Annotated in this window: 10 protein-coding genes; 2 read left to right on the plus strand and 8 right to left on the minus strand. The window is 40.3% G+C overall.

Annotation, left to right across the window (positions count from 1 at the left end; translation table 11 throughout):
• Positions 1-97: 97 nt before the first annotated feature.
• The 8 genes from atpG to FKG96_RS23775 form a co-directional block, all read right to left on the minus strand.
• Positions 98-985, minus strand: a complete 888-nt coding sequence (atpG, locus tag FKG96_RS23740) for an ATP synthase F1 subunit gamma (protein WP_013668417.1) — start codon at positions 983-985, stop codon at positions 98-100.
• 103 nt (positions 986-1088) lie between these two features.
• The gene (gene atpA, locus FKG96_RS23745; protein ID WP_130858570.1) at positions 1089-2663 is read right to left on the minus strand and encodes a F0F1 ATP synthase subunit alpha; all 1575 of its coding nucleotides are present in this window, start codon (positions 2661-2663) and stop codon (positions 1089-1091) included.
• Between the two features lie 44 nt (positions 2664-2707).
• On the minus strand, positions 2708-3244 hold the full coding sequence (gene atpH / locus FKG96_RS23750; RefSeq protein ID WP_013668419.1) for an ATP synthase F1 subunit delta: 537 nt from the start codon (positions 3242-3244) through the stop codon (positions 2708-2710).
• A gap of 22 nt (positions 3245-3266) precedes the next feature.
• Positions 3267-3761: a F0F1 ATP synthase subunit B gene (locus FKG96_RS23755; RefSeq protein WP_013668420.1), complete on the minus strand. Its 495-nt coding sequence runs from the start codon at positions 3759-3761 to the stop codon at positions 3267-3269.
• A gap of 111 nt (positions 3762-3872) precedes the next feature.
• Positions 3873-4079, minus strand: coding sequence for an ATP synthase F0 subunit C (gene atpE / locus FKG96_RS23760; RefSeq protein ID WP_010601523.1), 207 nt, complete (start codon positions 4077-4079; stop codon positions 3873-3875).
• A gap of 48 nt (positions 4080-4127) precedes the next feature.
• A complete protein-coding gene (atpB, locus tag FKG96_RS23765) occupies positions 4128-5300 on the minus strand; it encodes a F0F1 ATP synthase subunit A (RefSeq protein ID WP_013668421.1) in 1173 nt (390 codons plus the stop codon).
• Between the two features lie 14 nt (positions 5301-5314).
• Positions 5315-5704 (minus strand): hypothetical protein, encoded by a 390-nt coding sequence (locus FKG96_RS23770; RefSeq protein ID WP_130858571.1) that lies wholly within the window; start codon positions 5702-5704, stop codon positions 5315-5317.
• Positions 5705-5722: 18 nt separating this feature from the next.
• A complete protein-coding gene (locus tag FKG96_RS23775) occupies positions 5723-5953 on the minus strand; it encodes an AtpZ/AtpI family protein (protein WP_013668423.1) in 231 nt (76 codons plus the stop codon).
• 461 nt (positions 5954-6414) lie between these two features.
• Here FKG96_RS23775 and FKG96_RS23780 point away from each other — a divergent pair, with 461 nt between their 5' ends.
• Together FKG96_RS23780 and FKG96_RS23785 are read left to right on the plus strand one after the other, a co-directional pair.
• Positions 6415-9144 carry a tetratricopeptide repeat protein gene (locus FKG96_RS23780; RefSeq protein WP_165447096.1) on the plus strand — a complete coding sequence of 910 codons (2730 nt, stop codon included), beginning with the start codon at positions 6415-6417 and terminating at the stop codon, positions 9142-9144.
• 14 nt (positions 9145-9158) lie between these two features.
• Complete coding sequence (locus FKG96_RS23785) at positions 9159-11399, plus strand: transglycosylase domain-containing protein (protein WP_130858573.1); 2241 nt, start codon at positions 9159-9161, stop codon at positions 11397-11399.
• The last annotated feature ends 2 nt before the right edge of the window (positions 11400-11401 follow it).

The raw sequence follows: 11401 nt of genomic DNA on the forward strand, positions 1-11401 counted from the left end.
AACCATTGTTAACGGATAATAAGACTGGTCTGTCCTTCAAATAAAAAAAGGCCTCCACAGTGTATTGCTGAGGCCTTTTTTAAATAGTCGTAGCTTACTAGCCGTTGGACAAAGCCGCTGCGCCACTGACAATTTCAGTAAGCTCAGTAGTAATAGCCGCCTGACGTGCTTGGTTATAAGAAAGCTTAAGTGATTTAAGCAATTCCCCCGCATTGTCGGTAGCTTTATCCATTGCAGTCATCCGGGCCCCATGCTCAGAAGCATGCGAATCCAGAACCGCCTTATATAACTGTATTTTTATGGACTTTGGTATTAACTCCTGAATAATCTCTTCTTTCGACGGCTCCAAAATATAATCGACTACATTCTGAGAAGTCTTTGCTTCATCCTTTTCAGCAGGAAGCAAAGGTAAAAGTTGCTCGGTCTTTAAGAATTGGACAGCAGCATTTTTAAACTGATTATAGATAAGTTCAACTCGATCGAATTCACCGTTTATAAAACCATCCATGATTTCTTCGGTGATCTTTGAGGTATTCTCAAAATTCAGTTTCGAAAACAGCTCAGTATGGTTACCTAAAACCTCATATTTATTCTTTCGGTAATAATCCTGTCCCTTCTTTCCAATAGCAATAATCTTTACGTTTCCTTTGCGATGTTGCTCTTGATATTTCTCGGTAATCAACAGATTGGTTGCCTTTATCACATTTGCGTTAAAAGCGCCCGCTAAACCACGGTTAGAAGTTACTACAACCAGTAAAATCTTTTTTGGTTTCCGAACAGCCATAAACGGAGAAGAAGTACCTTCCACTGAAGCTGATAAATTAGCTAAAATGTCTTTCAACTTTTCAGCGTAAGGTCGTAATTGTACAATCGCATTGGTAGCGCGCTTTAACTTCGCAGCTGACACCATTTTCATGGCTCTTGTAATCTGCTGTGTAGAGCTTACAGATGCAATTCGATTTCTAACTTCTTTTAAATTAGCCATATTTTATTAGTAGCGAGTATCAGGTAATAAGTATCAAGACTACACCTTCCATCTGCCTGCATTTAGTCTTATGTCCTGATATCTGCGTCTTGATACCAAAAAATTAATAACTAGCAGCTATCTCTTTAGCTACCTTATCTAAAACAGCGGTAATATCATCCGTGAATTTACCAGCCTTCAAGTCCTTAAGCACTTCAGGATGACGTAACTCCAACTGTTGCAGATAGTTAGCCTCAAACTCCTTCACCTTATTTACAGGAACACTACGGAACAAGCCCTTGACACCTGCGTAGATAATAGCAACTTGTTTTTCCACAGGCACCGGTGCAAACTGACCTTGCTTCAAAATCTCAACGTTTCTCACACCTTTGTCAAGCACGCCCTTTGTTGCAGCATCCAGATCCGATCCGAACTTGGCAAAAGCTTCCAATTCGCGATATTGTGCCTGATCTAATTTGAGAGTTCCGGCAACTTTCTTCATCGACTTTATTTGCGCATTACCTCCAACACGAGACACCGAAATACCAACGTTAATAGCAGGTCTTACACCAGCATTGAACAAGTTAGACTCTAGGAATATCTGACCATCAGTAATTGAAATTACATTTGTTGGAATATAAGCAGATACATCGCCTGCCTGTGTTTCTATAATAGGCAACGCTGTCAACGATCCTCCTCCCTTAACAATGCCTTTCAATGATTCCGGAAGGTCGTTCATGTTGCGTGCAATTTCATCAGACGCATTGATCTTTGCAGCGCGCTCTAAAAGGCGGCTGTGAAGGTAAAATACATCCCCAGGATAAGCCTCACGTCCGGGAGGGCGACGAAGTAACAAAGATACTTCGCGATAAGCCACAGCCTGTTTAGACAAGTCATCATATACAATCAGGGCCGGGCGACCTGTATCGCGGAAAAATTCACCAATTGCAGCACCTGCCATGGGCGCATAGAATTGCATAGGTGCCGGTTCGGAAGCAGAAGCTGAAACTACGATCGTATAAGCCAATGCTCCCCTTTCTTCTAAAGTACGAACGATATTGGCAACGGTTGAATTCTTTTGTCCCACAGCCACATAAATACAATATACGGGTTCACCTGCATCGTAAAATTCCTTTTGATTAAGAATGGTATCGATACAAACTGCCGTTTTACCCACCTGACGATCGCCGATCACCAACTCCCGTTGTCCACGACCGATCGGAATCATTGCGTCGATAGCTTTAATTCCCGTTTGAAGCGGTTCATTTACTGGTTGACGATAGATAACGCCTGGAGCTTTTCGCTCAATAGGCATCTCATAAGTTTTACCGGTAATCGGACCTTTTCCGTCTATCGGCTGTCCCAACGTATTTACAACACGTCCAAGCATTCCTTCACCAACGTTGATGGAAGCAATTTTATTGGTCCGTTTAATGGTATCACCTTCCTTGATTTCATCTGAAGGTCCTAGCAACACCACCCCTACATTATCTTCTTCAAGATTAAGTACAATTCCTTGTAATCCGTTTTCAAATTCAACCAATTCACCTGATTGGACTTTGGTTAGGCCGTAAACCCGAGCAATACCATCTCCCACCTGGAGTACGGTACCAACTTCTTCTAGTTCGGCTTCTGATTTAAAGTTCGACAATTGTTCTCTTAAGATTGCCGATACTTCATCTGGTCTTACCTCTACCATTTTATCTTTATTTTATATATTTCTCTTTTAAACCTTTACAATAATTAGGCATGAAAAGCCCTATCTAACTTATTCAGACGACCTGCTAAACTCGCATCAACTTGCCTGTCGCCTACAGTTACCACAAAACCGCCTATTAAATCGGCATCAACCGAGTTCTCAAGGATTACTTCCTTGCCTGTTGAAGAGGCAATAAGCTGCTTCAATTGAGCCACATTCTCAGCTGATAATGGAGCAGCCGAGCTTACCTTGGCGGTAACAATGCCTTTGTATTCATTGTATTCGCGGACAAACTCCTGTGCAGTTGCATACAGAATATCTCCTCGTCCTTTGTTGATCATAATTTTAAAAAATCCGATCACAACCGAGCTAAACTTCGCTCCAAAAAGTGCAGTAAGTATGTTGATTTTCTTATCGTGTTTGATAATCGGATTCTTCAATACCGCCTGCAATTCCACGTGGTCTTTAACTACGGCGATTAGCTGCCCTATTTCCGCTCGTACCTGATCAAGCGCACCTTGCTCGATGGATAAATCCAACAGTGCTTTAGCGTATCTAGATGAAACCTTAAATTCTGACATATCTTTAATAGGATTTAGCTGATTAGTTTAATTTCACCTCTTTCAACAACTCACCGACTAAAGCTTCTTGCTTGTTCTTATCCGCTAACTCTTGTTGTAAAACTTTACGGGCAATTTCCAATGAAAGCTTAGACACTTGGTTTTTAACATCAGCCATTGCGATGGCCTTTTGATTGTTAATTTCAATACGTGCCTTTTCAATCATTCTGTTTCCTTCCAACTGCGCTTGTTCTTTTGCATCTTTCAATAGCTGCTCTTTTATTTCGCGAGCCTCTTTTAAAATAAGATCGCGCTCGGCTCTGGCGTCTTTTAACAATTGTTCATTTTCATTTGTTAAGCGTGCCATTTCCTGTTTCGCTTTTTCCGCTGCATCTAACGCATTTTCAATTGAGCGTTCGCGATCTCCAATCGCTTTCATCACCGGCTTCCATGCAAATTTTGCCAGTAAAAACAACAATAGCAAAAACGAAAGGGTATGCCAAAAAATTAAGCCAATCTCAGGGATGAGTAAATCCATATTGTGTATTAATTAAGTGCTTTTATATATAAACGGTGCTTTAATGTCTGTGAAAAGAGCCTATAAACGGCAATCCCGAGGATAGGCTCCCTTTTTTCATTCGGGGTTTCCTTATTTTGCAATTAAAGAAACAACCACAGCGAATAACGCAACAGCCTCAATGAAGGCAGCAGCGATCAACATCGCAGTTTGAATTTTTGAAGCAGCCTCAGGTTGGCGAGCGATGCTTTCCATTGCAGAACCACCGATTTTACCAATACCTAATCCAGCGCCTATCGCAGCTAGACCTGCTCCAATTGCAGCTAATGTTCCAGTCATTTTGATTTAATTTATATATTTAGTTTAACAATAATGTTTAATAATTTTCTAGTGGTCAGCATGCTCTTCTATAGCCATTCCAATAAAAAGCGCAGATAAAATGGTAAAGATAAAAGCTTGAATAAAGGCTACTAACAATTCAATGGCACCGATAAATACAACAAAAAACACGGATACCGGTGCTACAGCTAGCGATTTAAAAATGAATACCAAACATAGTAGAGACAGCACAAGTATGTGACCTGCGGTGATATTCGCAAACAAACGGATCATCAAAGCAAAAGGCTTTGTAAAGATTCCGAAAATTTCAACAGGGATCATCAACGGTTTCAACCACCATGGAACGGGGGGGTTAAAAATATGGCCCCAATAATACTTATTACCACTGAACAAGATGATAATCAATGTAAATAAAGCCAATATCATAGTAATAGCAATATTCCCGGTAACATTGGCACCTCCCGGGAAGAAAGGTACCAAACCCAGCATATTATTCAACCAAATAAAAAAGAAAACCGTTAAAAGATACGGCATATATCTCTCGTATTTATGTCCTAAATTAGGTTTTGCAATATCGTCCCTAACAAATATAATGATCGGTTCCAATACAGACTGTAACCCCTTCGGAGCCCTACCTTCGCGTTTCCTGTAACCTTTCGCTACCGTTAGAAATACAATAAGCAAAATAGCAACCGATAAGAAAATCGTAAATACGTTCTTGGTGATCGATAAGTCAATCGGACGGGAATTCGTCACCACCTCTTGTCCATCAGTGTTCTGCTCATGATGTACATAACTTCCATGCACTGCCTCCTCTGCGGCGTAATAGATTTTTCCGTGCGAGCGAGCAAAACGCATACCCGCCTTTTCCACTACTACACTGCCATCATCATTCAAATGAAATTCTTTTGCACTAAAAGTAACCAACCCATTATGTGTATAAAGAATAACCGGAAGATACAAACCTGTCCAACTTTCGCCATGTCCCCAAAAGTGAAATTCATGCGAATCACCTATATGATGAAAGATAAAACTCGTAATATCAAACTCTTTTTCTTCATGGTTTTCATGATGGCCTGCTTCCACCTGTTCTACTGCGGTCGAATCTGCATGTTGACCATGATCATGATTTTGGGCATTGGCGTTCAAAAAAGCGAAGAAAACGGCAAAAAACGCTAGTATTCCTGATTTTTTTGAAGTCAAAAAGTGGCTAAATTTCATTTATTCCGTGATTTTTACTTATTATTTTGGTGGCGCAAGTTACGCAACAAAGACATAACTTCAAAGAGTGTAAATAATAAATATAAAGAAAAATAATTCAACGCAAAAACTAGCTGGTTTTCAGCTGTTTTCATCAAGATCACCAAAGCAAAGGATAGGGCAAAGAGTAGCTTCAAAATTATCCCTCCCATTATGGCCAAAACCCCTGTTTGAGGTGTTTTTTGAATCCCGAAGTAAGAAACCAGATAGGCAATGTAGGTAAGAAAAAAAAGAAAAAGAAAAATGAGCCAATAATTGGACGCCAGCAACGCATGCCCTTGAAAAAGCACAGAAAGCAAATAAGATAATAAGGCTAATACCAACCCGAAAATTCCGTAAAAGAGGGTAAATCTTAGTAATGTCATGCGCCTTCTTAATATATGCTATTTTTTATTCAAAACCGATCGAATGGTAGAATATAGGCTTACACAAACGCCTACTAGCGAAAACAGGCCCGTGTAAATACCCACATCCCCCTTTTTTGCCATATCGATCTTATAACCAATAAAAGCAAATACACCAATGGTCGCAATCATTTGAAATCCTAATCCCGTATAATAGACATATGCTTTTCCTTCCTTCTGAAAGTCTGATCGATCTCTTTTAGGTTTCATGTTGTATCCTTGAAGATGCAAACTTAGCTAAAATGCTTATTATTCGAGCAATCCAAAATAAAATAGGCGTCTTTTAACAGTGCTTGCGTCCGGATGATGACTGACAATTAGGCATTGAATATTTTTTAAAAAAGGTCATCTAAAACTACAACGTATCTGGAAGAATCCTTTGTTAGCAATAACAAAAACTGTATCTTTATAATTAGTGTTGAAAGCGGATCAGCGGAGTTATAATAAGATTTTCAGATTAGCAAAAGAGATTTAACTTTGTATATATTTTTAAATTGATGACTCATCGACGCAGAAGCATAAATCCGCATTATATCTTTCCAGAAACCATTTTATCCACCAATTATCCATTGAAAAAGCCTAAAATTACATTCCATATCCTGTTTATCAGCGTACTATTCTTATCGAGCTGCTTCCTTAATAAAAAAGAAAAGGGGGTAAAAACAGACTTGATGCAAAACATTACCACCAAGTTCAATATTCTATATAATTCAAAAAAAATATTGCATGATGCGGAACAAAACCGGATTAGCTTGGCAAAGCCCAATTATCAACATCCATTGCCGGTTTTTATTGAACCGAATGAAGCGAGTATTCCCTCAAATGCCAAACTGATGGACTCTGTTATACAGAAAGCAGTTACTATTATCAATGATAAGAGCGACAGCAAGTATATAGATGATGCTTATTTTATCATGGCAAGAGCTAACTACGAAAAGGGCAACTATTACAACGCCGCCGAATTTTTTTCCTATGTAATCAATACCGTAACTCCAGGTAAAACCGAGCTACTAGAAGCGTCTTTGGCCTGGAAATGTCGGGCACTTCTCCAAATTGGCTATGTAAAGCAAGCCGCAAAAGTACTGGATTCTACTTTTAGTGTCGCCGCCGGAAATAAACACACTTCGGCCTTGGCTTACGCAACAAGAGCTAAATATGACATTGAAACTGGCGACCTTGACCATGCGATACAGTCGCTTAATCTAGCTATTGACGAAAGTAAGGACGCGAAAGAGAAATTACGCTGGCATTACCTGCTAGGTCAATTATTGCAAAAGCAAAAAGACTACGTTGGAGCTTCGGCTCATTTTAAGCGGGTTATCAAAAGCAACGCTTCTTTTGAAATGGCTTTCAACGCACAATTGAATGAGGTCTTTATGCAAAAAAATGAGGGGGACTCCTCGTATGTTAATACCATATCCAAGCTTAAAAGGATGCTCAAAGACGATAAAAACAGGGGGTTCACTGACCAAATCCACTATATCATAGGCGAGACCTATCTGCAGGCAGAAAAGAAAGAAGAAGCCTTGAAAAGTTTCAATTCATCATTAAAAGAGCAGAGTACCAATAATTTTCAGCGAGCCCTCACCTATTTGAAGATGGCCGATCTTTATTTTGAACAGGGTGCCTATGAAAAATCGAAACTTTATTATGACAGTACCTCAACGCTTATAGACACCAATTTTCCGAACTATGAACTGATTCGATCAAAAGTCAGCCACTTAGATGAGCTAGTGCTTCATTTAAATACCATTTCCACACAAGACACCCTTCAAATGCTGGCAAAATTACCGGATGAGGCCAGAGTAAAAAAAATAGACAGTATCTTTGAGCACCGAAAACTTCAAGAAAAATCCGTTGCTCAGACAAATGTATCAGCCAATCAAACGCAAAACCTAAACTTTAACGATGTACCCCTTCGTGATGCAGCGAATAAGGGGGCGACTTCAACAAGCTTCTATTTCAATAATCCGGCAGCCGTAAGCAGTGGGCTCAGTGCCTTTCGAAGACGGTGGGGCAATCGTTCATTGGAAGATAATTGGCGTTTTAAAAATAAGGGTACGGATGCGTCATATGCCAACGAGACAGAGCTCTTGGAGATCAAGAAAGATTCGATGACGAACGAGTTGGCCGCATTAGCGGAAAAGGAAAACTTTATTCAGGCGATTCCCTTGACAGAAGAGTCTTTAAAAGAGTCTAACCGGAAAATAATTTACGCTTATGTTAAGCTGGGCGAAATTTACCGCGATAACCTACAAGATAAAGAAGCTGCCGCCAAAGTTTACACCACGTTATTAGCTCGCTTTCCACAGTTGACAGAAAAAGATCTGATTAACTATAATCTTTACAGGTTGTATAGCGAGCTAGGCGAGCTCGAGAAAAGCTCGCGCTATAAAAACCAGCTCCTGTCTTCTTCTCCACAGTCAATTTATGCCAAAGTTATTCAAGATCCTGATTACCTCAATAAGTTGAATCAGGAATCACAAACATTGAACAACCTTTATGGCGAAGTATATACACTTTATGGGGAAAAACAGTTCGACCAAGTGATTGCATTAACCGATAGCATTAACACCCTTATAGACGGAGATGATAGACCCGCTATTGCAGCTCAATTGGCCTATCTAAAGGCATTGGCAATTGGCAGAACGAGCCCATTAGACACTTTTGAACAAGAATTAAAACAAATTAAATCCGATTATCCTAATAATGAATTGATTACACCTCTAATAGAACAACATCTAAGCTATATTGATTCGAATAGACTATCTTTGCAGGAGAGGAAAGTCGCAATAATGGACATTGAAGCAGGCAGAGAGCAATTTGTAGATGAACCTATTCTCACTAAGTGGCCCGAATTGGCCTTTAATCGGGAAATGGCTGCGCCTACTCCTACTCCTCGTCGAAATTTGGCAGGAAATTTGTCTAAAAATCAACCAGGCATTCAGGTAACTCCTTTCAATAAAAAAGTGAATCTTCAAGGAAGCATTCAAGTGGCGGAATATAAGCCTGGTGAACATGTCAATAGTTATAGGGATTTGGCCCTTTTACCGGATTCGGCAGTGTACTATTTCGTTATCAACGTACAACATCCAAACGTAAATCTAAGTCCCTCTCGATATGGAATTGGTCAATTTAACCGAGGGCAGTATCCTTCAAAAAACCTAATCCATCAACTAAAAAAGATTGATGATGAATTACAGCTGTTGTATATTGGCAAATTTTTCACCTATGACGAGGCAAACGCTTATGCCGAGAAAATGGTAACACAATTAAAAAATATTATGAAAATACCATCAGCGAGTTATAATACGTTCCTTATAACAGAGCAATTTCTGCAAGGACTCGATGATTTCGATAAAGTGAATGATTATTTCATCAAATATCAGGAACAACGCTAAAGGCATATAGAAAAATGCAAAGAAACACAAAAAAGCAAAACAATAAATTAACAAACAACGACATTAGACGCTACACCTTTTCTTTTTGGAAATTGGTTGTAGGACTCATTATATTAGGTTTCTTGTTTCTTACAAGTGTAGGCCTTGGCTTATTTGGTGAGTTACCTTCCTTTAGGGACCTCGAAAACCCTAAAAGCAACTTATCTTCCGAAATTATCTCAGCCGACGGCGTCGTTCTCGGCACTTATTATGTCCAAAATAGATCGAATGTTACTTATAAAGAATTATCACCGGCTCTCATTCAAGCACTGATTGCGACGGAAGATATTCGCTTTAATACTCACTCCGGTATTGATTTCAAGCGTACTTTCACGATACTCTTTTATAACCTTATTGGCAAGAAACAAGGCGCAAGCACCATTACGCAACAATTGGCCTTAAATCTGTTTCAAGAGGAAGGAAGAGCACGTTCCTTTTCCAAACGATTTATTCAAAAACTCCAGGAGTGGATCATAGCAGTACGTTTAGAACGTAATTACACCAAAGAGGAGATATTAACCATGTATTTGAATACGGTCGACTTCGGAGCCTATAACACCTATGGCATTAAATCCGCAGCGCGTACGTATTTCAATACAACTCCTTCGAAGTTGACCGCACCACAAGCGGCCGTTTTAGTCGGAATGTTAAAAGGACCAGGTATTTATTCACCTATCCGCTATCCCAAAAATTCATTGAATAGACGAAATACTGTTTTGGAAAATATGCGAAAAGCAGGTTTTCTTACAGCCGAACAAACTGCAAACTATAAAGAACAACCGCTGGGACTCGCATTCCGACCAAATGTATATGGTGACGGTGTTGCGCCTTATTTAAGGGCTGTATTAAAAAGCGACATAAAGAATATATTTAATAAGCTATCGATCACTAAAGCGGATGGTACCCCATACGACCTGGATCGTGATGGTTTGAAAATTTACACCACCATCGATTCGAGAATGCAAGTCTATGCCGAAGAGGCCCAAAAGGAAATGATGCGCGAGTTGCAAGTAACTTTCAACAACCAATATAAGGGTCGAGACCCATTTAAAGGCCTGGAAACCCTGATCGATAGAGCGGTAAAACAATCGGATCGCTACAGATGGTTAAAACAAGGTGACCTTTCTGAAGATGAAGTTAAGAAGAATTTCAATACACCGGTTAAAATGACCGTGTTCAGTTGGAAGGGCGATTTGGACACCACCATGACGCCGCTTGATTCTATCAAATACAACAAACTGATTTTGCGGAATGCCATGATGTCGATGGAGCCGCAAACCGGGCATGTAAAAGCTTGGGTTGGAGGCATTAACTTCTCGCATTATAAATACGACCAAGTCAAAATGGGAACACGTCAAGTTGGGTCTACGGCAAAACCTTTTACTTATGCAGTTGCTATTGACAATGGCTATTCACCTTGCTTTAAAGTGCCCAATACGCCCATTAATGTCGACGGCTGGGCACCGAAAAGTGAGGGTACAATTGCCGGTCCTATTACCCTTAAAACGGCATTAGCGCATTCGCAAAACTGGGCTACAGCCGATGTTATCCAACGTGTTGGTGCGCAGAATGTAGCTAACTTGATAAAAAATATGGGCATCACTTCGGAGGTACCAGCCTACCCCTCCATCGCCCTGGGAACTTTTGATGCCTCTGTTTATGATATGGTAGGCGCCTATTCTACCTTTGTAAATCACGGGGTTTGGACAGAACCTATCTATCTCTTACGCATCGAGGACAAGAATGGTGCGCTGATTTACGAACACACGAAAAAAGTCAAAGTGGTCATGAACGATCAGTCAGCCTATGTTATGGTTGATATGCTGAAAGGTGTGGTGCAAAGTGGCTCCGGCGGCCGAATTCGATGGAAATACAAATTGCTTAATCCGATCGGCGGAAAAACCGGTACTTCCCAAGCTAACTCCGATGCCTGGTTTATTGGCGTAACACCGCAGTTGGTAAGTGGGGTATGGACAGGAGCCGACGAGCGAAGTATACACTTTAGCAGCACTAGGCTTGGCCAAGGTGCTAATGCCGCATTACCGATGTTTGCCCTCTTCATGCAAAAAGTATACGCCGACAAGAATTTAAAATATAGTCAGGGTGATTTTGAACTGCCGCCAGGTGGCCTGCAACGGGAACTGGACTGTGGCAAATACCAATATGACTACCCTTCAGAAGAGGAAGGTAAGATTGACGATCGGCTGGATTTTTAGTT

This window comes from Olivibacter sp. LS-1, from assembly GCF_008245145.1.
Taxonomy (GTDB): Bacteria; Bacteroidota; Bacteroidia; order Sphingobacteriales; family Sphingobacteriaceae; genus Olivibacter; species Olivibacter oleidegradans.

Coding starts and splice junctions, on each gene's coding strand:
- FKG96_RS23770 (WP_130858571.1), bottom strand. CDS start 5,704: ATGACATTACTAAGATTTACCCTCTTTTACGGAATTTTCGGGTTGGTA.
- atpA (WP_130858570.1), bottom strand. CDS start 2,663: ATGGTAGAGGTAAGACCAGATGAAGTATCGGCAATCTTAAGAGAACAA.
- atpH (WP_013668419.1), bottom strand. CDS start 3,244: ATGTCAGAATTTAAGGTTTCATCTAGATACGCTAAAGCACTGTTGGAT.
- FKG96_RS23785 (WP_130858573.1), top strand. CDS start 9,159: ATGCAAAGAAACACAAAAAAGCAAAACAATAAATTAACAAACAACGAC.
- FKG96_RS23755 (WP_013668420.1), bottom strand. CDS start 3,761: ATGGATTTACTCATCCCTGAGATTGGCTTAATTTTTTGGCATACCCTT.
- atpE (WP_010601523.1), bottom strand. CDS start 4,079: ATGACTGGAACATTAGCTGCAATTGGAGCAGGTCTAGCTGCGATAGGC.
- FKG96_RS23780 (WP_165447096.1), top strand. CDS start 6,415: ATGCAAAACATTACCACCAAGTTCAATATTCTATATAATTCAAAAAAA.
- atpB (WP_013668421.1), bottom strand. CDS start 5,300: ATGAAATTTAGCCACTTTTTGACTTCAAAAAAATCAGGAATACTAGCG.
- atpG (WP_013668417.1), bottom strand. CDS start 985: ATGGCTAATTTAAAAGAAGTTAGAAATCGAATTGCATCTGTAAGCTCT.
- FKG96_RS23775 (WP_013668423.1), bottom strand. CDS start 5,953: ATGAAACCTAAAAGAGATCGATCAGACTTTCAGAAGGAAGGAAAAGCA.